Origin of the sequence: Bacillus sp. MD-5 (assembly GCF_002201875.1) — a bacterium.
GTDB lineage: Bacteria > Bacillota > Bacilli > Bacillales > Bacillaceae > Bacillus > Bacillus stercoris.
In genome coordinates, this window is the sequence record NZ_CP021911.1 from 2,439,340 (window position 1) to 2,462,454 (window position 23,115).

Annotated in this window: 23 protein-coding genes and 4 pseudogenes; 9 read left to right on the forward strand and 18 right to left on the reverse strand. The window is 34.6% G+C overall.

Annotation, left to right across the window (positions count from 1 at the left end):
- The first annotated feature begins 53 nt into the window (after positions 1-53).
- Complete coding sequence (locus CDO84_RS12340) at positions 54-1,487, forward strand: ApeA N-terminal domain 1-containing protein (RefSeq protein ID WP_014664691.1); 1,434 nt, start codon at positions 54-56, stop codon at positions 1,485-1,487.
- A gap of 98 nt (positions 1,488-1,585) precedes the next feature.
- Here the strand turns inward: CDO84_RS12340 and CDO84_RS12345 are convergent, their stop codons facing one another.
- The gene (locus CDO84_RS12345; protein WP_040082406.1) at positions 1,586-3,553 is read right to left on the reverse strand and encodes a hypothetical protein; all 1,968 of its coding nucleotides are present in this window, start codon (positions 3,551-3,553) and stop codon (positions 1,586-1,588) included.
- Between the two features lie 315 nt (positions 3,554-3,868).
- On the opposite strand from CDO84_RS12345, the gene rapE reads away from it, so the two are divergent.
- From rapE to CDO84_RS21930, 3 genes are all read left to right on the forward strand, one after another.
- Complete coding sequence (rapE, locus tag CDO84_RS12350) at positions 3,869-4,996, forward strand: response regulator aspartate phosphatase RapE (protein ID WP_040082405.1); 1,128 nt, start codon at positions 3,869-3,871, stop codon at positions 4,994-4,996.
- Positions 4,986-5,120 (forward strand): phosphatase RapE inhibitor PhrE, encoded by a 135-nt coding sequence (phrE, locus tag CDO84_RS12355; protein ID WP_014114495.1) that lies wholly within the window; start codon positions 4,986-4,988, stop codon positions 5,118-5,120. Before rapE ends, phrE begins: the two co-directional genes overlap by 11 nt.
- A gap of 111 nt (positions 5,121-5,231) precedes the next feature.
- Positions 5,232-5,645 carry a CDI toxin immunity protein gene (locus tag CDO84_RS21930; RefSeq protein ID WP_040082404.1) on the forward strand — a complete coding sequence of 138 codons (414 nt, stop codon included), beginning with the start codon at positions 5,232-5,234 and terminating at the stop codon, positions 5,643-5,645.
- Between the two features lie 229 nt (positions 5,646-5,874).
- Here CDO84_RS21930 and CDO84_RS12365 read toward each other — a convergent pair whose 3' ends face one another.
- Both CDO84_RS12365 and CDO84_RS12370 read right to left on the reverse strand, forming a co-directional pair.
- On the reverse strand, positions 5,875-6,891 hold the full coding sequence (locus CDO84_RS12365) for an NAD-dependent epimerase/dehydratase family protein (protein WP_040082403.1): 1,017 nt from the start codon (positions 6,889-6,891) through the stop codon (positions 5,875-5,877).
- Positions 6,892-7,019: 128 nt separating this feature from the next.
- The gene (locus tag CDO84_RS12370) at positions 7,020-7,601 is read right to left on the reverse strand and encodes a Crp/Fnr family transcriptional regulator (RefSeq protein ID WP_040082402.1); all 582 of its coding nucleotides are present in this window, start codon (positions 7,599-7,601) and stop codon (positions 7,020-7,022) included.
- 404 nt (positions 7,602-8,005) lie between these two features.
- Between CDO84_RS12370 and CDO84_RS21865 the strand changes: the two genes are divergently transcribed.
- Together CDO84_RS21865 and CDO84_RS12380 are read left to right on the forward strand one after the other, a co-directional pair.
- On the forward strand, positions 8,006-9,931 hold the full coding sequence (locus CDO84_RS21865; protein WP_040082537.1) for a ribonuclease YeeF family protein: 1,926 nt from the start codon (positions 8,006-8,008) through the stop codon (positions 9,929-9,931).
- 13 nt (positions 9,932-9,944) lie between these two features.
- A complete protein-coding gene (locus CDO84_RS12380; RefSeq protein ID WP_040082400.1) occupies positions 9,945-10,232 on the forward strand; it encodes a hypothetical protein in 288 nt (95 codons plus the stop codon).
- Positions 10,233-10,424: 192 nt separating this feature from the next.
- Here CDO84_RS12380 and CDO84_RS12385 read toward each other — a convergent pair whose 3' ends face one another.
- The 4 genes and pseudogenes from CDO84_RS12385 to CDO84_RS12400 form a co-directional block, all read right to left on the reverse strand.
- Entirely contained in the window at positions 10,425-10,700 is a 276-nt protein-coding gene (locus CDO84_RS12385) for a barstar family protein (RefSeq protein WP_040082399.1), read from the reverse strand.
- Positions 10,701-10,718: 18 nt separating this feature from the next.
- Positions 10,719-10,904, reverse strand: a pseudogene (locus CDO84_RS12390) (ribonuclease domain-containing protein); the annotation flags it as partial.
- A 492-nt stretch (positions 10,905-11,396) separates the two neighbouring features.
- Positions 11,397-11,753, reverse strand: coding sequence for a hypothetical protein (locus CDO84_RS12395; RefSeq protein WP_052438141.1), 357 nt, complete (start codon positions 11,751-11,753; stop codon positions 11,397-11,399).
- A gap of 147 nt (positions 11,754-11,900) precedes the next feature.
- Positions 11,901-12,437 (reverse strand): ATP-binding protein, encoded by a 537-nt coding sequence (locus CDO84_RS12400; RefSeq protein ID WP_040082396.1) that lies wholly within the window; start codon positions 12,435-12,437, stop codon positions 11,901-11,903.
- Positions 12,438-12,706: 269 nt separating this feature from the next.
- Here CDO84_RS12400 and CDO84_RS21715 point away from each other — a divergent pair.
- Both CDO84_RS21715 and CDO84_RS21725 read left to right on the forward strand, forming a co-directional pair.
- A pseudogene (locus CDO84_RS21715) lies at positions 12,707-12,967 on the forward strand (ImmA/IrrE family metallo-endopeptidase); the annotation flags it as partial.
- A 599-nt stretch (positions 12,968-13,566) separates the two neighbouring features.
- A pseudogene (locus tag CDO84_RS21725) lies at positions 13,567-13,744 on the forward strand (DUF255 domain-containing protein); the annotation flags it as partial.
- Between the two features lie 201 nt (positions 13,745-13,945).
- On the opposite strand, the gene CDO84_RS12415 reads toward CDO84_RS21725, so the two are convergent.
- The 11 genes and pseudogenes from CDO84_RS12415 to bltR form a co-directional block, all read right to left on the reverse strand.
- A complete protein-coding gene (locus CDO84_RS12415) occupies positions 13,946-14,422 on the reverse strand; it encodes an HXXEE domain-containing protein (protein ID WP_040082394.1) in 477 nt (158 codons plus the stop codon).
- 632 nt (positions 14,423-15,054) lie between these two features.
- Positions 15,055-15,831, reverse strand: coding sequence for a sulfite exporter TauE/SafE family protein (locus CDO84_RS12420; RefSeq protein WP_040082393.1), 777 nt, complete (start codon positions 15,829-15,831; stop codon positions 15,055-15,057).
- 59 nt (positions 15,832-15,890) lie between these two features.
- On the reverse strand, positions 15,891-16,118 hold the full coding sequence (locus tag CDO84_RS12425; RefSeq protein WP_014664707.1) for a sulfurtransferase TusA family protein: 228 nt from the start codon (positions 16,116-16,118) through the stop codon (positions 15,891-15,893).
- A gap of 33 nt (positions 16,119-16,151) precedes the next feature.
- Positions 16,152-17,316, reverse strand: a pseudogene (locus CDO84_RS12430) (MBL fold metallo-hydrolase).
- On the reverse strand, positions 17,282-17,851 hold the full coding sequence (locus CDO84_RS12435; protein WP_040082390.1) for a sulfurtransferase TusA family protein: 570 nt from the start codon (positions 17,849-17,851) through the stop codon (positions 17,282-17,284). The pseudogene CDO84_RS12430 and the gene CDO84_RS12435 overlap by 35 nt, the downstream one beginning before the upstream one ends.
- Positions 17,852-17,916: 65 nt before the next feature.
- Positions 17,917-18,291, reverse strand: coding sequence for a rhodanese-like domain-containing protein (locus CDO84_RS12440; protein ID WP_040082388.1), 375 nt, complete (start codon positions 18,289-18,291; stop codon positions 17,917-17,919).
- A 41-nt stretch (positions 18,292-18,332) separates the two neighbouring features.
- Positions 18,333-18,815: a DsrE/DsrF/DrsH-like family protein gene (locus CDO84_RS12445; protein ID WP_040082387.1), complete on the reverse strand. Its 483-nt coding sequence runs from the start codon at positions 18,813-18,815 to the stop codon at positions 18,333-18,335.
- Between the two features lie 153 nt (positions 18,816-18,968).
- Entirely contained in the window at positions 18,969-19,229 is a 261-nt protein-coding gene (locus tag CDO84_RS12450; protein ID WP_003237170.1) for a metal-sensitive transcriptional regulator, read from the reverse strand.
- A gap of 21 nt (positions 19,230-19,250) precedes the next feature.
- Positions 19,251-19,568: a sulfurtransferase gene (locus CDO84_RS21730; protein WP_082032958.1), complete on the reverse strand. Its 318-nt coding sequence runs from the start codon at positions 19,566-19,568 to the stop codon at positions 19,251-19,253.
- 360 nt (positions 19,569-19,928) lie between these two features.
- Entirely contained in the window at positions 19,929-20,489 is a 561-nt protein-coding gene (locus tag CDO84_RS12465) for a cupin domain-containing protein (protein ID WP_040082386.1), read from the reverse strand.
- A 355-nt stretch (positions 20,490-20,844) separates the two neighbouring features.
- Positions 20,845-21,666: a multidrug efflux transcriptional regulator BltR gene (bltR, locus tag CDO84_RS12475; RefSeq protein WP_014664713.1), complete on the reverse strand. Its 822-nt coding sequence runs from the start codon at positions 21,664-21,666 to the stop codon at positions 20,845-20,847.
- A 114-nt stretch (positions 21,667-21,780) separates the two neighbouring features.
- On the opposite strand from bltR, the gene blt reads away from it, so the two are divergent.
- Positions 21,781-22,983 carry a multidrug efflux MFS transporter Blt gene (blt, locus tag CDO84_RS12480; RefSeq protein WP_040082385.1) on the forward strand — a complete coding sequence of 401 codons (1,203 nt, stop codon included), beginning with the start codon at positions 21,781-21,783 and terminating at the stop codon, positions 22,981-22,983.
- The last annotated feature ends 132 nt before the right edge of the window (positions 22,984-23,115 follow it).

Here is a 23,115-nt window from a genome sequence, read left to right on the forward strand (position 1 = left end):
GGCTGATTTGAAATAATTTCATAGTAATTTTAACTTTATTAGGAGGGGAAAAAATGAAAGCCAAATTCACCACAACCGGGTCTTGGAGTATAGGAAATTCTAGGTCAGACTATCGAGGAGATCTTTACTTAAATCAAAGCGAAGGAGGAATTGTATTAAATATTCACATCCCCAATAAAAAAAATGCTCCTATGAGCTATTTTAAATTCCCTCTTGATATTCCCTTTATTTCTGGAACAACAAACGATGGTGCTAAAATAACTTTAATAGATTGTTCACGAATTTCAACAAAAAGCATAATTGGATCGGAAGAAATTTATGTATATCAAGCTAAGTTTATGCTACAGGGAGTAAATTTCAAAAAAGAAGACGAAATACTATTTTCTAAAGTAAAGATTAATATCCCAGGAATCATTCAATGGGGTAACGTATCTAATTACGTTAGTTCTTCTATGGAAAGTACAAACGTTTTAATTGGCTTAGAGCAAGTTAACGCCATTAAAATTTATAGTTGTGACGAATATACTTTATCATATGATTTGTCTTTCAGTTTTCCAAGCACTAGTTTAATGAGAGAAGAGATTATACTAAATCAAACCCCATACCTTGTTATTGAATCTAAATTATCGATTAAACCATTAAAATGGTTTGTGAACATAGCTCTAAAAATGAAAAGAATTATTGAAATAGCTATGGGGAGACCATTAGGTTTTAAAACAATGTTTGCTGAATCTCCAGAGTTTTTTTGGGAATTTGGCGAGGGACAAAAACACTTAAGACCTATCGAAGTAACTCACGCTTTAACATTAGATAAAAGCAAGAGACAATATATAGATACTACTGTTACGGAAACTGACTTTCTATTTAACCTAGAAGAGCTTTCTAGAGAAGCAAATTTTTCTTGTTGGCAAGAAATAGCATTAGTGATGGAACCTATAATTGAATTATACATAGACGACTTATACAATAAAGAATTGTCAATCAGCCGCCATTTCTTAAACATGATTCAAGCTTTAGAAACATATCATTCTCGAAGGATTTGTAGTGGAAGTTTGGGAGAATATAAAAAAAGAGTTGAAAGAATTACATCAGATAGAAAGGATGATAAAGCTGAGGCTATAGATTTTCTATTGGGGTTCAGTAAAAACTGGAACAATAAAAAGCAAGTCCCTTTAAGATATAGAATAGCAGACTTAATATTAGCAGATTTTAAATTCTTTTTCTATACAGGTGAAATACACAGACTTGATTTCCCAAAAATAATTACATACACAAGAAATTATTACACCCATTATAGCCTCAGTTTAGAGAATAAGGCTCTTAAAGATGAAGATTTGGTAAATGCGTATTATTTTCTCAAAAATATTCTAGAATTTTATTTACTGAAAGAACTCGGTTTTAATGAAGATTTTATACACAATCGTATTAGAAAAAGAATAGAACCAATTAGAATTGGTATTGAGACAAAAGCAACAAATAAAAATTAGATGTACTTTATATAAATAGAGCAAAAACCATACCTACATAATTTGGTATGGTTTCCCAATGATGATATAGTATCAGTTAATGTATATGCGTTAAAAACTTATGTTTCTAAATAGAATTTCCGAATCAAAGATTTGTCAGTTTTGTTTAATTTAACACCCATGTGTACAGTTTTATTGACTTTAACATTCCTAGTAACATTAAATAATCCTAAAGATAAACTTCTCTCTTTGTACAATTCCTCATATATTTTTATTTGTGGTGGCGAATTTAGAAATTCAATCATTTTCTGGGCTGTTAATTCTCCTTTATACACATCAAACTTTTCACTTTCTATGTTCATTGACGCTCCCTTCCCAAAGTAATCGAGTCTAGGCGGCGTTCTATCTACAAACATTGTAAATGAAGATTCATCTACAATATGCACACCATTAACATACATAGGTCGTCCTATCATGGATGTTGTTAATAAAATTTTATGTATTTTTTTAGGTGTGAAGCTATCTTTTAAATTTAACTGTTCTTTAACTAAATGCAAGTTGACTTCATAAAAGTAAGCTATTCGATTTATCTGAAAAGTTTCATTGTATAATTTGTTTAAATGGTTCGCATGTTGTCTTGTTGTAAAGGGTTGTACATGCGCCTTGCACTCTACGAAAAATAACTCATTATCTAAAACAAATGCTATATCGCATTCATATTCTGTATTATCATCTCTTTTATAAAGCCTCGAACATTTTATATTGCTTAATTCCAGACCTTTTATAGTCCTTTCTTCGAAATTGGGACCTTTAAAGTCCATATTTAAATTTTCATTTAGAAAATTTGAAGCTAATGCTCTGGCAACATCGGCTTGAGATGTTAATGATGGTATAACTATAAGTTGATCGTTAACTTCAATAAATGGACAATCAATTAAATCTAAAGATTTTTTGTTAAATGTAAAATAGTTTATAATTTTTATTGAATTTTCTCGAGAAAACCCATTTTTCTCAAAAAATCTTTTCCAATTTTCTTTTGATTTACTAAGACAAACTTTATCTAAGTTTAATGTTGATAAGTGCTTTCTTCGTTTCAAATATTTTTTACTTTCATCTATTATTAATTGATATGCATAGATCCAATATTTAAGTTCTATTCCATCAATTTTCACATCTAGACGAGGCGAGCCAAAATATAAAACTGAAAACAAATGATTGAGATAGTTAGTAACCTCTGATAATTGTCTATCGAAATCATCTTTTTTTCCTAGGTACTTATTTTGTATTTCATTTATTTGATTCAATTGCCAACTCTCACGCAAATTAATAAATCGTTCATTAGAAATTAAATTATTTAATTCGAAGTCCTTATCAGATATTTCAAATAATGGTTTTCCATCTGCTTCTTTAGTTATTGTGACATCAGAGTACTTCCAATACTCCAAAATATCATTTAACTGCTCCCACATTTGACTAAAGATTATATGTTTTTGAGAAGCTTTAATTATTTTCGGTGAAATGTTTCTTTTGTATCCTTCAAACTCATAATTCTGAAACATGAAGTATTTTAAAATTAGTCCTGTCGAACCAATAGTAGCCTCATATAGAGCTGTTTTCAATTCAAAGTCGTTAATATTAGAAAAATCTATAAACCTGTTTTTGGTATTCTCTTTTGAATCAACTAAAATTTCATTAAGATATAGTTCTAAGGAGATTAAATATGAAACAACTTTATACTTTTCATCTATATTTTCAAATGTGTTAAAAAATTTAGTTCTTTCTTCTGCAACTTGATTAAAGAGGTTCTCAAATATAAAAATATTCTTTTTGATGTTATTGATTTTATACTGCTGGTCAGCATTGCAGTAAGAAGCAATGTGTTCGATTGTATCTTCAAACAATTCCCTGTGACTCTTACTGTTAAATAAGTTTACAGATAAACCTGACGACTTTAGTACTGTTAATGCTCCATCTATCCCCTTCATTTTCAAAGTATTATCAATAAACTCAATGAATTTCTTTTTCCCTTTTTTCACCTCATTTTCAGCTTTATAAAAATTAAACCTATCTAAATTTTTGAAGAACATACTATAACTCCCCGTTCTACTTAGAATTTCAAAATATAACAAACTTCACGGTTATTTTTAATAACACAATAATTATATAACAAAATTCTTATGAAATTTCAGTTAGATATTAAACCAGAACGCAAACAGAATTCACGCTTTTTTTAAAGCTCTTTTTCTGATCTGAATTCATTCCCTGTGTTAAAAAATCCTAATTCGAAAAAGTTATTGAGGTCTCACCGAAAATTTAAATTGCGGTGTCCTATTGCCTTTTTCTGCGAACGAAAACTTGTTAATATTTACATTACTAGTAGAGTTAAGGGAAGGGTGAATATCTTGATATCAATCACATCAGCTGAAGTGGGAATGAAGATTAATGAATGGCATAGGCATATTCAAAAATTCAACGTAACTGATGCTGAAATGTTAAAAGCTGAAATCGAACGTGATATAGAGGTTATGGAAGAAGATCAAGACTTGCTTATTTATTATCAACTAATGGCCTTTCGACATAAAATCATGCTGGAGTATACGCTGCCATCTGATGAGAATCGAATGGAACTTTCAGAATATTTAAAGAAAATCGAAGGACATAAGAAGAAGCTAGACAATATGCGAGCGTATTATTATAACTTCTTCCGCGGGATGTATGAGTTTAGAAACGGTAAATACACAAAGGCCATTACATATTACAAAAAAGCTGAACGCAAAATTCCAACGATCTCCGACAAGATTGAAAAAGCTGAGTTTTATTTTAAGTTATCCGAAGTCTATTATCATATTAAAATGACTCACATCTCAATGCACTACGCTGAACTTTCATACAATATCTATAAAAAACATGAGCTTTATTCTGTTCGGCGTATTCAGTGCCATTTTGTCATTGCCGGTAACTACGATGATCTTGAAAACCATGAAAAAGCTCTCCCCCACCTACAAGAAGCTTTAAAAGGTGCCGAGCTGCTTAAAAGTAAAAATACTCACATCTATGCCACTGCATTTTTCAATCTCGGCAACTGCTATCACAAAATGGACAACTTAAATAAGGCTGCACGTTACATCGAACAAGCTTTGGTTCAATACAGAAAAATAAACTCTGACGTACTTCCGCAAGCTTATCATGACCTAGCGTTGATTTATTTTAAACAAGGCAAAAAAGAACAAGCAATGGATTGCTTCCGCAAAGGAATCAGAAGTGCTGTAGATTTTAAAGACGAACTTTTTATGAACTTATTTGAAGCATTAGACGTTCTTTATATAAGAAATGGCGATACACCTAAACTCCTCAATATTTTTTCTCGTTTAGAGAATGGCAAAGGATACCCTTATCTGGAAGAGCTGGCATTGTTAGGAGGCAACCTTTTCGATTATAATGGAAAAATAGAGGATAGTATCATCTGTTTCAAGAAGGTGGTATATGCTCAAAAGCAAATATCGAAAGGGGAATGCATGTATGAAATCTAAATTGTTTATCAGTTTATCCGCCGTTTTAATTGGACTTGCCTTTTTCGGATCTATGTCTAATGGCGAAATGAAGGAAGCATCCCGGAATGTAACTCTCGCACCTACTCATGAATTCCTTGTTTAATTCGATAAACAACATTAGTTCTGATTCCCTTTAGCCGTTGCATAACGGCTTTTTCTTATTTCTAATACTGAAAAAATCCATCATATACATAAAGCTTTTGAGGTGAAAATTTTGGACTTATTTGATGAATGCTTAGAAGCTCTAGAGAAAAACATAGAAATCTTATCAGAAGAATTAACGGCAAAATATTATGAACTGCTTTCAAACAGTTTTCCCTTTACATCTTGGGGACGAATCAAGTGGGAAGAAGTTTGTTGTCACCAATCTATAGATTATGAGGAAGAGATTGACGAGTGGCTAGCTGAACATCATTTTAAAGATAGAAACATTATCATTCTTTGGGGTTACGGAGAACAACCAGCATTAAAAACCAGTCTTGAACATGCATTAAACGTAATTGATGATGTAACTGCCGTTGGTTCAGATACTTTTATGTTTAGTGAATCCGGCTACGTTATCGGATTTTTTCATGATGGCGATGTTACAATTGGAAAGTCCCCTTTCTTGGAAACGATTAGTGAATAGGTAAAATGATAGGATTCAGCAAAAACACCATTCTTTTTGTATATTTCTACAAAAAGAATGGTGTTTTTTTCGTTATATAGATACAAATTCGTCTTAACTTAATGACCATGTGGTGGAACCCTTTATTAGTTTATGGGCCTGTTACTAATGTGAGTTAGAAGTATGCCCAGAATTGGCGGTAAGTCTACTTGACCTTTATTTTATTGTCCAGTTAAGTGTAGCCGATTCATTATAAGGATTTTTTTCTTAGGCTAGCAAAAAACCGTTTAAAATACTCTTCTAATGCAACTTCACCCAACTTAGGCTTAAAATTCAAATCCTGTCTTGATGTAGTAAGGTCATAGTGTCTATTTATTCCACCATAATATAATTCCACCTGACTTCTAAGTAGTGATGGCTGAGTATTCTTTTCCTTTGCTTCAAATTCAAGTTTATCAGCTAAATATAACAACTGTTCTTTAGTATATTTTTGTGGTATCTCAAGATTAGGGTTAAATTTTTTTGCAATTTTAATGATATCAGCTGAAGTTACAGGCTCTTCATTAGCCAAGATATATCTTGTACCCCTTACACCTTTTTCCGCTGCAGCAATCATACCTTTCACAACATCAGTTACATCTATTGGCGTCATTTCACTTATATAGTTAACTTTCATCTTTCCTAAAAGAATACTCTCGAAGGCCAGTATGGTTGGAGTTTTCTTTAAAAACTCTCCACCAACCATTGCACCAGGAAGAACGCTAACCATATCCAAATCATATTTTTCTGCCAGCTCCCAAGCTGTTCTTTCAGCTCGTGCTTTTGAATCAAAGTATGCATTTCCATGACTGTTTTCAAGCCATGTAGTTTCATCAATTTTACCCTTTAAGTTTGTCTTGTCCAATGACAATGCTGCTACGGAGCTTACATATACTATTTTTCTTACATTTGCTTCTTTAGCAGCCTCCATTATATTTTGAGTTGCCTCAACATTAGGAATAATTATCTCTTTTTCAGGATCTTGTGCCCAATGTTTAAATACAGCAGCTACTTGATATAAGGTATTCACTCCATCAAGTGCTTTATGAAGTGAGTCTTTATCCCTCAATTCGGCGTAGACGATCTCACAATCAAGGCCTATAAATGGTTCTTTGTCATTTAAATCTCGTACACCTGCTCTAACAGTTTCTCCTCTTTTTAATAATTCCCTTACCAAGTTGTTACCCAAATGACCATTTGCACCTGTTACCAAGGAAATATTCTTCATAAATAAAACCTCCTAAATCAGTGATTACACTAGTCATCATAATGCGATAATAGCCTGTTGTAATTGACATATGTAAATTGCAATAAAAAAACACCAAATACTTTTATTTGATGTTTCCTAAAAACGTTTTATTCTATTTTCATACTTCTCTTAATTCTACTAAGTGAGCTTGCTCTAATTCCAACATAAGAAGCAATATATGATTGATTTATTCTACTTTCTAAAGAAGAATACTCTCTTTTAAACTCCATGTACCTTTCCAGTGCATCTTTCATAAGTAACGCCTGTTCTCGATTTAGCGTATCAACAAGAATCTTCTGAATATAATTAGTGAATATAATCTTCATTTGATTAGTTTTCTTCATACCTTGGTATATGGAATTATACGGAATAACTACGCAAATGCTGTCTTGCAGGCTTTCTACACTAAATCTAGCTTCTTCAACTCTTAATAAACCCTCTGCACAGGCAAATTCCGTTTCAGCTGCAAAACATTTTGTCACATCATTCCCTGAAGCATCTATATAATATCCTCTCATAATTCCTTTATGAATATAATACAGTGAAGAAACTCTTTGCCCCTGACTTAAAACAATTGTACCCTTTGGTACCATCTTTATATCAGCTGTTGAATTGAATAAGTATTTTAAATCTTCTTCCAACTCCAGCTTCAAACCAGCTTCAATATAATCACTCGGTTTATTAAGCATAATTCATCACCTCTCTAAACATATAAGGCATATCCTTTATCCATAATTTCACTATTATAGCATTTAACCATGTCAAGCAATATAATAGATTCACTTAAAATTCAATACAATCAATGATTAGCACTTATTGGGGTAGCAACACACATCCATCAACTTAAGAAATTGACTGTTACCCAAAACGAAAAAATGAATTTTATTTTCATAAATCACTATCAAGAGATAAAAATTTCGTTTTGGGGGTACTTCAAAATATTAGCTTGATGGGCATGTGGTCAAACCCCAAAAACCAGATCAATAGACACGGATCGAATGATTCATTTCCACCCTTTGATCCACATAACAGTTAGTTTCATCATTCTTCCATGGTAATATTTCGTTATACAATTAAATGAGAGAGTATGATGATGAAAGTCTTTGAAGCCAAAACACTTATGTCTGAAGCTACAGACCGCGCCAAAGAATATAAAGAACTAAGGACGCAAATGGTCAACTTGAGAAAAGCTTTACAAAGCGTCGCTGAACTGGACGACAGCGAATTCTCAGGTAAAGGCGCTAATAACATTAAAGCATTCTATCACGATCATGTTGGTGTCACTGATCAATGGATCGACTACATTGATATGAAAATCGCATTTTTTAACAGCATTGCCGGAGCTGTCGAGGACAAAGGCCTCTCTGATGCTTATATTGAAGAGTCTTTTCTAGAACATGAACTGGCTAACGCCCATAAAAAATCAAAATCCATCATGTCTGAACAGAAAAAAGCCATGAAAGATATCCTAAATGACATTGATGACATCCTTCCGCTCGACCTGTTTTCAACAGAAACCTTCAAGGATGAGCTTGCAGATGCCAATGATAAACGCAAAAAAACAATTGAAAAACTAGGTGATCTTGATGAAGATTTACTGACAGAATATGCTATGTCAGAACCAAATGAACAATTCATCAAGTCAGATTTCCAAAAGCTCCAAGAAGCAACTGGCAAAGGCAAAAACGCTACGCCCATCCACTACAACGCCAAGGCATACCGTGAAAGTGATATACATAAGAAAAAAGGCGATATTGAGAAACGTACAGAAGCTTATTTGACGCTTAAAAAGAAAGAAGAAAAAGAACGGGAAATCAAAGAATTACAGAAAAGGCTCAATACGTTGGTTGATGATCCTGACGAGTATCTAAAAGTTGCTAAAGAGATTGGATACGACAACCTCACCACTGAACAACAAGAGTATGTTAAATCCCTCGAGTTTTGGGATAATCCTCTTCGAGCGACCAAGGATATTTTGAAAGAGCAGATTGACGGTGTATATGAGGGTTTATTAGCCGGTATAGATAATACAGAGAAGACAGTTAAAGAATATTTAGCCCCTATAGATGCAGCGGGTAAAAAATATCTAGGTCCTGTATATGAATACTATAAAGGCAAACAAATGGCATATTATGATTTTTCAAAGGAAACTGGTGAAGGACTTTTAGGAATTGCAAAATTCGGGATCGATCTCGGTTTAGATCCAAAAGGAACGATAAAGTCCGTTTTTGAATTCGACTATAAAAAAGCCTGGGATTCTACTTGGGATGAGGTAAAAGAAAGCTGGGACAAAAACTTTGTACACGGAGATATGTATTCACAATCGCACTACACCACATATTTCACTTTAAATGTAGCCAGCTTATTCATATCAGGCGGCGGTGGTGCTGTTACAAAGAGTGGATCCGTCGTTTCAAAGGTGGGGAAAGTCGCAGAAGAGGGAATCAGCAAGTCGGGTAAAAAAGGGGTAAACAGTGCCGGGAATGTTGGTAAATCTGCATCAAAAAAAGTAGTAAAAGACACCAAAGACTTTGGAAAACTTTTCAAAAAAGGTTTGGAATCAATACCAAATCCTTTTGCTAAAGAACTTCTGTTAGCTAGCGATGTTCCTATAAATGTGCTAAACTTACAAAAATCTGGACAAGATACAATTCAACAAATTAAAAAGTCTTTTGATGTTGATCATGGTTCTAAGGGAAATGCTAATAGTAGTAAGGTAACCAGTGAAGCTAAATCAGTATCGAATATGAAAGAATTTTTTAATGATGGATTTGGAAAAACTATAAAAAACAATGTTACAAAAACAAAAAATCAATTCCAAGGCCAATCAATCTATGAAGTTAATAAAAAATTAGATAATCCGTTTCTGAAAAAAGGCGATAGATTTTATTTAGATAATTTGCACAAGGATCATTTAGAAGTTTTCGATAAAAGAGGAAATTTAAGAGTAGTGTTGAATTTGGATGGAACATTGAACGAAGTTAAGACTAAGAATGCCATTGGAAGAAAATTAAAATAGGTGGTTATGATAGATGAAAAATATTGATAAAATTTTTAGTGCTTTAAAAGAATTGAATGAAAAATATAATAGTACATTAATTTCAACAGAAGAACTTTTAGAAGAAGAGGAAAATATTAAAGAACTTCCGCAAATAGATGAAAGAATGAATAAAATTTTAGCTAACTTAAGCCAAATTGAAGATAAAGACAAACTAACTTCTGAATTACTACAGTTACATTTAGTAATAGGTGATATAGAATGGCAGTTTGACCAAATACATGAGATGGTTAGACAGGTAATAGAAAATATTGAGGATTAATATTATAAAAAAGGCCCTCTTTTCAAGAGGGCCTTTCTTATTTCAAGAACTCTTCAAGTTTCGCTTTAGTTTTTGACTCTTAAAGTCTGAATAAACATTATTAATAAAAATAAAATACCTCAGCAGCATTCTTGAACCCAAGTAAAGCCGCTAAGGTACTCTTTTCAAATTCACAAAACTAAAAAAGAAAGTCTACTCTACTATTATTATAAACTCACCTTCTAATTCCTCTTGAGCCTCTTGCAAAACTTCTAATACATCATCAGCGTATGAACCTAAAAACTTTTTACTCAACTCAAAATTTCTCCAAACTAAAGTTTGCGGCAATTCTATCCACCCTGTAAGGCAATCCCATAAAGCGTCTAAATTTTTCCCATAGTAGTCTGGGAAATTTAAATTATCTTTTAGTGCATTATGTAACCCTTCTTTATTTTCAAAGTCTTTTCCATCTACAACTATTTTTTTCATTAAAAATTATGTCCTCCATTATTTTAACTTAACAAACGTTTTATAATGATCTGTTGTTTTATATATTAATCCATCATTCGAATAGAGTAGTCTGTCATTCCCTCTGTAACCTGTGGTATAGTTTATATCAGCTTCACGCCACACTCTATTTTTAGCTTCAGGAAGACACTTTTCTCTGTTTTTGTATATATCTCCCCCGATACTTTTACCCGGTGCTACTTTTGATAAATTACCTTTTTTGCTTTCCCATCCTAATTTTTTTGCTTCTCCTTAGTTATGTAATTATCAGGACATCGTCCATTTTTCGCCTAAAATCGGAAACTTCAGTACAGCTATTAAGTACTTTCTTTGCCTTAACGCTACTCTCTACATATTTTGTGCTTTTGTTAGTTTTTGATACAGTTCCTGCTAATTTTCCTGAAACCTTAGCGTTAACTCAATGTCCTGAATGATAAACCGTCAGCGACCTTCTTGTTGGGGCATGGGGGTCTTTGATCTTTTCATGTATTCGGTTTACGGCTTCAATTGTTGTCTTATTCAAACCCAAAGTTGAGCAGTGTTCTACTTTTTATTTCAGGGATTGGAGGACTTATATGCATTGACTGGTTTTACTTAATACCAGCTGTATAACAGAAAAGAACCGCAACTGGCGGTTCTTTTAGTGTATATTCTTATTTTGAATAAACTGCTTCACTATTATTGGACAGTACCATAATCAAAATCAATATCTTTCTTGTCTAATTCCCCCTTAACATTTTTAGCATAAGTCATGGTTAAATGTACGTTTTTATCTATCCACCAAGTTCTATCATCAGTATTCGTATCCCAAGTAACATCTATATCCCTGCCGAAATTCTCAAAAAACACCAAATCCCCAACAGCTGCTGTTTTTCCGTGGATCTTGTAATATATTAGAACAATTTTCTTATCAAATATACCTGTCCCGTGCTTTACGATTGTTAAACTATAAGGCTTATTAGGACATTTCTCTTCAAGTATAACTTCAGGATTTAAAAATATAACATAACAAATGAATAGAATTGGTACAATCATTAACCTTTTTAAGAAATTTTTTATTGATATTTAACCCCTCCAACAGCATACTGATAGCGATATAAAAAAACAGCTCAGTAAATGCCATACTGGTACTTTCTTTGATTTTTAAATTTATTTTCTTATGTAGCTATCGCTATCGTGAGTTTAATTAGAATTCAAATAATCCAAGACACGGTCAACTCTTTCATTGACTGAGTGATCGCCTTCAATCTTTAGCACTGGACAAGATAAATCTGCCATCCAATGTTCATGCAAAGCTCTACTTCTAACTTCCATTCCAGCAGTGTCATATAAAGAAGCCCACTCTAAAAATGTTTTTGATTGTTCATATTTACTGCCACCGGCTAACACTTCATTTCCATAACGCTGAAATTCCCTATGCTTTAATCTCTCAAGCCGTATATCTTGTGGAATCCATAAGAAGACGACAAGGTCAAAATAACTTTTTAGATTATCGCCCCAGCCACACACTGCACCAGAAAGAATCCATTTCTCATTTATTGTTAAGTCTTTTTCAAGCAACCTTTTTCTTTCAGGAATTTCTCTTTTTTTAGTGAATTTATCTAACCAATAGTAATTATCAGTATCAAGATGCGTATGAGGCAAACGCTTTGATAATGCACCACCCAAGGTTGAAGTTCCGACACCAGAGGCTCCCAATATGTGAATATTTTTTTTCATACTTCCCCCTCCTTATTAAGCAACCAAACTCCCTGTTTGTTGCATAAGGTACTTACTATTATTTTGACATAAATCCCTAAAGACCTTTACTTTTTTAGGGAAATCCAGATGCGTGTTAAAATCATCATACTTACGATAACAGTCCTTATTAAACAGATTTATTTCCCATAGACTCAGACCCATTTTCCTATGAAAAAAAGTCATGATTTCCCTATAATATTTAAGCCAATCCAATTTTTAGATTGTCGTCTTTAAGGAGGTTTTTTATCTTGAGGTATACAAACAGTCATTTAGAGGATTGGATTGTAAACTTATACAGAAAGATTGATATTACAGAGCCTGAACAAATTAATTTTGAACGAATTGCTGAGTCATTAGATATCAGGCTTTCGTTTAAACCTGTTACAAGCTTCGCACTTAAACACAGCGGAATTTATAACATATGCTTGGACAGCCGAAATGTATCGCGGATTGAAAAGCGGGCGCTGATGAAGATGTTTCATGAGTTTTATCGGGTAGAGAAGGAAAAAGCGGAAGAAGGCGAAGGGGAACATCATTTTTGTCATCACTGATATGCTCTCCGAGAAAGACAGTCTGGATCATAGCAGATGATTTGGCTTATGGGGCCTTACTGACACCCTCCCTTAAACAGTTCAAAGCCGGACGTTCTAACAGCTCTCCAGAAAAGCATTCATTGTCAAACTTCAGAGCATCCTCGTTCCTGCTTTCTTCATGCAGGCTCCGGTCTGGCTGTCGATGCTCGCCCTCTTGATCGCTTGTGCTTACACGACACCCTTACAACATTTCGATTTTCAATTATAGCCATCGTTAATAACATTGTTCAGCTTGAGGACCCTCTTATGATTATCACCTCATAGAATGCATCATCCCTTGGCAATGCTATGTAACAGCTGTTTGTCCTAATGAGATGATCTTCACTAGGTAGGATAAATAAAAAAACACCAAATGTGTTGTTGGTAAGTTATATTGACTCCATCTGAAGTACCCTTTAAGTAGTTGCTTTATTCACAAATAGATTAGAAGTCCACAGAACAAGGCTATAAAGATATAGCTTGCGGTATACCAAATAAAGAAAATCATACTCGATAATAAATCATAAAGAAAGAAGGTGATCCCATGCCCGCACAATAGACCCAATGCTGAGAAGTCTCCTTACTTACTTCAACATGCTCACAACCCTGTAAACTGGTTCCCTTGGGGAGAAGAAGCATTTGAAAAAGCGAAACGCGAAAACAAGCCGATTCTGGTCAGCATCAGTTAATTCGATCTGCCATTGGTACCATGTCTCTCTTAAAATAACCACAAAAGGCAACCAGTTTCAGCTGCCTTTTAATAATTTCATTGCAAATTTTTAGAAATCTAGATTCAAAAACTTTTTCTCTTCTAATTTAAATACTGTTGTTTTTTCTTTTGTTTCACTCCTTTTTATCTTGACCTCTAATTTGTGTCCCTTAATATCTTCCTCAATTCTAATCAATTCAAACTCATTAAGGAGATACTTTATCACCAACTTTAAATAATAATGGAATAAGTGCTAATAAAATAATTCCTACAACCAACGTAGATATTATTAACTCCTTCCATACAATCAAATTCTTTAAAAACATTTGATAAATGACTAATGAGTTTACTGGAATATTAAGCAATAAGCCCGTGAGAAGTCCAGGTGCATACTTTTTCATTAAAACAGTTGCGATAAGATGTGGAAAAATAGCGTTGATAACCATAGAACCTAGAAAGCCAATGAAAATCCATTTTGCAATATCTGATTCTGGCATATATAAAAAACCAAATGCAGATAAATAAGCCAACATAGTTATAACAATGACAGCAAAATGAAATTCATTTGAGGTTACTGGCTTTTGAAACTTTGAAGGTTGTTGTGACCACTTAGGTAACCAAATAGCCTCCTCAATATTATGCAGTGTAATAGCAAAACAAAAAAATATTACGAAATAAACCATCTATCATTTCCTCCTCAGTGCCACGTCTCTTAAAGGAATCAACCAATATGGGTTGGCAACATTATATTACATATGAGGGTGATATGATATGGTGTTAAAAGACAGCAAAAGCTGCCTAAGTAGTTGCTTCTTTTTTATATGCTTAATAACGTGTTGTTGGTGCCATGTCATGATATTCAAATATAATAACTCTAAAGCAAACAAAGATACCCATATAGTTTGGCATCTTCTGTTTAGTTCGAATCCCTCAACAAAAGTAGTATATTATCAGTTACAAAAGCACGCCGTTTCAAGCATTTGAAATCATGCCATACAGCCTATTATACAAAATAGACATAATTTATATTAACTCATTAATACCCATTAAACCAATCAGGATTAAAACGTTTTAAAAAAATGATCAAAGGTGAAGTTATGGTTTTTTTTATTTTCTTAATGTTGTCCTAATTCCACTGGACGCCACTAAGTCAAATGCATTTCAAGGTACTATAATCAAGACTTGTCCAAGTCACCATTATCAAAATGAATTTCATCAAATACTTGGAACATCTATTGAACATGGCCAAGTGTCATAACATTAATAAGAAACCAACGAGTGATGAATCTTTTAATCTTTCATTTTACCCGCTGACTCATATCAGCTCTAACCAAATTTTAATAGCTGTCGCACTTATTAATAGCGCTAAAATCCATTGCAGGAATTTTGTATTTACTTTTTGCCCAACTGATGCGCCAATAGGAGAAGCAATTAAACTGGCAATCATAAGAACCAGAGCCGGTACAAAAAGAACCTGGCCCGTGATTACTTTTCCAACTGTTGCGCCAATAGATGAAAGAAATGTAATCGCAAGAGATGAAGCGACTGTGATTCTAACAGGAATATTTAAAATTGATAACATAAAGGGGACCAGGATAAAGGCGCCGCCAGCTCCTAAAACACCCGATACACCACCAATGATAAACGCTAGGGACGAAGCCAACCATTTATTAAATATCACTTCTTTGTCTTCGCTTTGTTCTTGTCCTTTTTTAGGTATAAACATTAAAATAACTGCTAAAATAGCCAGAATACCGTATATAAAGTTAATTCCTTTTTCAGATATATAATGAGAAAAGTAACTCCCCAATACACTCCCTAAAAGGATGCTGCTTCCCATGCAAAGAATTAATGCTTTATTTAGAAGACCACTCTTACGATAAGCCCAAACACCGCCAAGTGTCGCAAAGAAAACTTGAATAGCCCCTATACCTGACACTTCATGGGCAGTTAATGACATCACTCCCACTAAAGAAGGAATGTATAATAACATTGGATAATTAATAACTGCTCCGCCAATACCAATCATTCCAGAAATAAAGGCACCAATAAACCCTATAGTGAAAAGAGTTGTGATAAAGGCAATATCCACTTTGGTTTCCTCCTTTCAAAGGAAAAGGGTATCTTTTTATTCGATACCCTTTCCATTCATTAGCCTTTTTTAATCCAGAATTTCAATACATCGCCTTCATCAGTTTGCTCTAAAAGGTCATGCCCGCCTGATTTAGACCAAGCTGCAAGATCACTTTTAGCTCCCTTATCTGTTACATGCACTTCTAATATTTGACCTGATTCCAGTTCATTCATCGCTTTTTTTGTCCTAACGATTGGCATTGGGCATGCCAGGCCTTTTGCGTCTAATACTTTATCTGATTTCATGTTCATCTCTCCTCTTTTTAATAGAAACTTGTGTTACCGTATTGCACAGCGGTTTGGACCAATCTCCATTTCACGCTGTTTTTCTTCATCTGGGCTGATTTTCCCCATGTTTGTTTCTCGAATCTCTTGGTATGCATTTGGCTGCGGAGGCAAATGATCTGTTACTAGGTGTCTAAATTCTGTTTCATCCGCAATGTTCAAACCATGGTTCTCGCTAAATAACGTGCTTAGTTTTTTACCAACACTTCCATCCTCATTTAGCTCGTCAATGATCATAAAGTGTGCAGGTAATACAATTAAATCCTTTGATAACGACTTGTAACGGCTATAAAGCGTTGTTCTTAAATCTCCTACCCAATCTTCTGCCATACCGGCTAAGTCTGGTCTGCCAATTGAATCAATAAACAAAATATCACCTGAAAGAAGATACAGATCATCGACAATGAAAGAAGTGGACCCAATCGTGTGCCCCGGAGAATAAATCGCTTGAATTTTAATCTTTGTATTTCCAATGATCATGTCATTTCCTTCTTCCAACGGCTGATAATCGAATGCCACTTCTTCAGCATCTTTAGGCGGTAACCAGTAGGTTGCTTTTGTTTTTTCAGCAATGACTCTGCCGCCTGAAATATGGTCCGCGTGAAGATGTGTATCAAATACGTGAGTAATCTCCGCACCCTTCTCTTTCGCAAAGTCTATAAAAATATCCGCCATACGTGTCGCATCAATAATCGCCGCTTCACCATTGGAAATGACCATGTATGACAGGCAGCCTTTACCGATACGAACAAACTGATACATCTCACCGCCATCTTTTAAATCCCCGACTTTTACCGGCTCTAAATGTTCGCTCCATGCTTTCATTCCACCCTTAAGATAGGATACAGAATGACCTGCTTCAGAAAGCATTTCGGATACCATGACGGATGAACCTTCTTTTGCACAAACGACCAGCACTTCTTTATCAGAAGGAATTTTCTCCAAGATATCTTCTACGCCATCTAAAAGATCGAAATACGGTGCATTTAAATAGTCAAAACAATGTCCTTCGATCTTCCAATCGTTAAAGTCATTTTCATTACGCACATCCAGAATAAATAAAGATTCTTTGTTAAAGATTTTTTGTGTGACTTCTTTTGCGGTAAGTGCTTGAACGGTCATGTTTACATACCTCCTTTTTCTGTTTTACCTGTCCAATCCCGCATACCGGGGACAACATTAATAACCTTTTTAAAACCTTGTTTTTTCATGGTGTGGGCCGCCATTTCACTTCTTCTTCCCGAATGGCAGATAATATAAATTTCATCATTTTTGTTTAATTCGTTAGAGCGCTTTTCCACTTCACCTAGAGGGATATGCACAACTCCAGGAATATGAGCATTTTCATACTCCTCTATCTCTCGTACATCTAAAATGTTAAGAGACTCGTCACTATCCACTTTCTGTGTGAAAGCTTCTAATGAAATCTCAGGAATTGAAGATGCATTTTCTGATGAATGCTCTCCTCCTTTTCGAAGAAAGTGACGAAGGACTTCTCCCTCTGTTTCAGTACCTAGATATTCATGGCCTGTACTATTTGCCCATGCTTCCAGATCTGCTGTAGAACCTTTATCTGTCGCTTGAATTTCCAATACTTCACCAGCTTTTAAATCCTTCATACTCTTCTTCGTTTTTACGATAGGCATTGGACACGCCAAACCTTTAGCGTCTAGTACAATATTTGCTTTCATCATTTTTTCCTCCTTTTCTCATATAGGGGTGGGGGTATATAAATATGCAAAAAGGTTCTCCCTAGAAGTTAATACCATGTATTCATACCCCCTTTTATATTTGTGATGTTTTTAAATCCTTGTTTCTTCAATATGTTACTTGCCTTTAAACTTCTCATTCCGCTTTGACAGATAACAAAAACTTCTTTGTCTTTCGAAAGCTGATTAGTTAGATGAGGCAAGTTAGTCAAGGGAATATTTTTGAACCCTTTAATATGCCTTGTACGAAACTCATAAGGTGTTCGCACATCTATAAACTGTATGTCTTTATTTTTCAGCTCTGACTTTAAATCAGCAGTTGTTATTTGTTTAACACCTTGCAATGATAAAAAACGTCGAAATACGAACACGAACCATAGTAAAAATAAAATGAGTAAGATATTGAACATTACGCCACTATCCATAGTGTTATAACCTCCCTTCATTTATTTAGCAATGAGTAACATTAGATAAATAAGTTGACACTGCCTTCCTCAGCATCTGCCAAATAAGCTGCTACACCAGCATAGTCGATATCATCTAATAGTTCTTTTTCCTGTAAACCAAGAAGATCCATTGTCATCGTACAGGCTACGAGCTTTACCCCCTGTTCTTGAGCCATCTCAATTAACTGAGGCAATGTTAATGCATTATGCTTTTTCATCACATTTTTAATCATTTTAGGGCCCATACCTGCAAAATTCATTTTAGATAAGCTCATCTTATCAGCACCACGAGGCATCATCTTTCCAAACATTTTTTCAAGAAACCCTTTTTTCACTGGAACAGGTTCTTCTTTACGCAAAGCGTTTAATCCCCAAAAAGTATGGAAGATCGTCACTTCATGATCGTAGGCAGCTGCACCATTTGCAATAATATAGGCTGCCATTGCTTTATCATAATCCCCGCTAAATAAAACAATTGTTGTGCGTTTTGTTTGTTCTGTCATGTTTATTCCCCCAACTAATTACCCCCGCGGGTATATTAAAGCCGAAAAATTTTTTCGAAAGATCTGCTATTATTCAACTCTTTAAAATACCGGTAGGGGTATAATATTACGCATATAAAAATTCGTCAACCTTAAATATAGGTTGATGAATTTTTATCGGCTCTTTACCAACAAGTCGACTGCTTCTTTTACTAAATTTTGTGTGTCTTCGCCTTTTTCTAAACTTTCACGAACACAATGTTCAAGGTTTGTGCTCACAATTAAACCCATCGCTCGATCGATAGCATTACGGGAAGCTGCTAATTGGGTCACAACCTCTCTACAATCTTTTCCTTGTTCCATCATAGTCAATACACCTTTAATTTGTCCTTCTATCCGTCGTAAGCGGTTTTTAATCTTTTGATCATACTCCATATATCAATGAAATCCTTTCTTTCATTTATTTTCACATTTACATGCTGCCAGCTCATAACTGTTTACATGGATACCTTTGCGCTTTAGAAAACGCACTCCTAAATTTAATTCCACCCGATCACGAGCGATTATGTGTATTTTATCACGTGGGATCTCTAAATAAAAACGTTTTAGATACGCATATGGGATGTTTAAAATAATATCATCCGAAAAATTGGGTACATCGTTATAATGGCGAATATCTAATATTGTCATGTCCGTAGTTTTTAATTTATCTTTATGGATACAAGATATTCCGGTTATAGGATAATAACGTCTATACGTTGCAATGATAGTCACAAAAATAAGCAGGAATGCAATAACTAAATAATTGATACGAGTTACACCACCTTATTAACTCTTTGTTATTCACAAAACAATAATATACCCCCGTAGGTATATAGTCAAGTGTGAAAGTTACTTTCTTTGAGTTGATAGATTCATTTCGATAATGCCAATTCTGCTAAAAGTGACTCGAATAAAGAAATAAGTCGATTTTATTAAATCGACTTTATTTTATCAATTACTTTTAAAATTAGCACAAGACTGCTTGGATATTACATAGGGTTTCATTTGCATAAAAACAATTCTTAGGTGCTGGTTCCCTATGTTTCATGCTGGATGTGACTCCAATTACATAGAATTCTGCGAATATCTATGCTAACCTTCCGCAGCCACTGCATCTGCTTTGGTTTCATGAACTGTACCAAATGGATGGTTAGGAGGAGCATAAATGGAGTAAAGTTTTAATGGCGTATTCCCTGTATTCATCACGTTGTGCCAAGTGCCGGCAGGTACAACAATGGCAGAATCATCATAAACATTTCTTTGAAAGTTCAAATGATCTTTGCTCTTTCCCATTTTGACAATCCCACGCCCCTGCTCAATCCGTAAGAATTGATCGACGTTAGGATGGATTTCCAAACCAATATCTTCTCCAATACCAAGACTCATCAAAGTAACTTGAAAATGCTTTCCTGTCCATAAAGCAGTACGGAACGTATTGTTTTGTTTTGTGGCTCTATTGATATTTACAACAAATGGTTTTGGTCCATAATCCTTCAAGAGAAGGTTTCTATCTTCATATGAAGAGCGCAAATCGGCACATCTGTGTACGCGCTCCATCTCATTTGGAATAGTCCAATAAACAGATCTTCCATCGTTATACATCGGTACAGTCACATAATAATAACATTGAGGCGAAAAAGGGTTAAAGTACATTTTTGATCCCCACAATTATAAATTTTTGTGATAGTATCCTATGCATTTATTAAGGGAGTGTGCTAAATCAAGAAAACTCATCTTAAACACAAAAATGGAATGTTCGATCACCGTTTGATTCACGGATGAATAATTTATCACCGACTTTTTCATCATTTTATGGATGTTGAATTTCACTAGCCTAGAATTTTTAAAACTTTACAAATAATTATGCCAGCGAATAAAGACAGACATTGCTATTTATTCAATGGTGCAGCTTTTGAAGTAGGGCTGTGGGCTCGCTTTTATGTAACCAGTTTATATTCTTCTTGGGCACACAATAGTAACAATTTTTCCATATCAACATCTCGTAATCTTACACCTCCTTAACTTGAAGGAGGATTTTGGCGTATGTATTTTCATACCCGTCAACTACCATCTCATCCAGCATATATTCCTCATATGCATTTTCCCCTATTTGCATTCCATTCTTTTCAATGAACTCAATGATTCTGCGATACGCTTCTTCAGTGTTTCCACCTATTTCATATCCAACTGCATAAAGGCCTTTTGGCCGCACATGATAATTTATGTTCTCTATCCCATCTTTTACTTTTATATAAAAGTAACTGTAATTGTAGAAGTCTTTTTGTAATATTTGTTCCCGTGCAAAGATCCCGCCTATCGGATATCCTTCATCTAATTCATATTGTTGAACTTCATGAATGAGTTCTGAAATGGCAGCCACATATTTTCGTTCTCGTAAGTTTAATGTGTTTCGGCTTAACATGAATGTTTCTTCATGTAAATATTCAAAAGAAATTGAGGAAAAATCAGTCTCAAGTGCTTGTTCAGTAAGCGCCACTTTTGTATGTAAGATCGTTTGCAACTGTTTAAGCTCATTTATTTTTTTATCAATCTCAACAGATTTTTCTTTTAGAACATGCAGGATCTTGTCTGGTGTTTTCCCTTTTATTAGACACTTTATTTCTTTTAACGGAACGCCAAGCTCTTTAAATAGTCTGATGACTTGAAAAATCTCAAATTGATGATAGGAATAATATCTATACCCATTTTCTTTTTTTATTTCCGGTGAGAATAGACCAATCTCATCATAATGAAATAAGGTTTGTTTTTTTACACGGCAGAGCTTTGAAAACTCCCCTGTTGTGAAATACTTCCTAACATCTTCGCCCATAAAAACCTCCTTGACTATACGGTAACCATATACCTTATGATTTGATTGTACTTGAAAAAAGCTTCAAGTGAAAAGGATAGGTAAAAGGGTTCAATTGAGTAAAGGGGAATTTAAATGAAAAAATCAATAAGTGAGCAAAAAACGATTTTCATTATACTATTGAGCAACATCTTCGTAGCATTTCTTGGTATCGGTTTAATTATTCCGGTTATGCCTTCTTTTATGAAAATCATGCATTTATCCGGCAGCACTATGGGTTATCTTGTTGCGGCTTTTGCCATTTCTCAGTTAATTGCGTCACCTTTTGCGGGAAGATGGGTTGACCGTTTCGGCAGAAAAAAAATGATTATTCTCGGGTTGCTTATATTCAGTTTATCAGAGCTGATTTTCGGATTAGGGACCCATGTTTCAATCTTTTATGTTTCGAGGATTTTGGGTGGCATAAGTGCGGCTTTTATCATGACCGCGGTAACAGCATATGTAGCTGATATGACAACCCTAAAGGAAAGGTCAAAAGCTATGGGGTATGTTTCTGCTGCAATTAGCACAGGCTTTATCATTGGGCCTGGTGCGGGTGGATTTATTGCCGGCTTTGGTATCCGCATGCCGTTTTTCTTCGCCTCCGCCATCGCATTAATAGCAGCTGTCACTTCCGTTTTTATACTAAAAGAGTCATTGTCAATAGAAGAACGCCATCAACTCTCTTCTCATACAAAGGAATCAAATTTCATTAAAGACTTGAAGAAGTCCATTCATCCTGTCTATTTCATTGCATTTATTATCGTCTTTGTAATGGCTTTTGGTTTATCAGCTTATGAAACGGTATTCAGCTTGTTTTCTGATCATAAATTTGGCTTCACACCAAAAGATATTGCAACCATTATTACGATTAGTTCCATTGTGGCGGTAGTTATTCAAGTTTTACTTTTCGGGAAATTGGTCAACAAACTTGGAGAGAAAAGAATCATTCAGCTGTGCTTAATAACCGGAGCGATCTTAGCTTTCATTTCTACTGTTATGTCAGGATTTTTAACTGTTTTGCTTGTAACTTGTTTTATTTTTCTGGCGTTCGATTTGCTACGTCCGGCCTTAACTGCTCATTTATCCAATATGGCCGGTAACCAGCAGGGTTTCGTAGCAGGCATGAACTCCACATACACCAGCCTGGGAAATATATTTGGCCCCGCTCTAGGCGGTATCCTATTTGATCTTAACATTCATTTCCCTTTCCTATTTGCAGGTTTCGTTATGGTGATCGGCCTTGGTCTTACAATGGTTTGGAAAGAAAATAAGAATGATGCTGCAGCTTTGAATTAATTCATTCTCTATAAAGTCAAGTCATTTGGCTGCAGGGAATGCCCCTGGTTAGGCACAATAAGATAAGGTACTTAATTTGATAGGCTACATGTTGCTTGACGTGAATATAGTTATGCAGAGTTTTAGCAATAT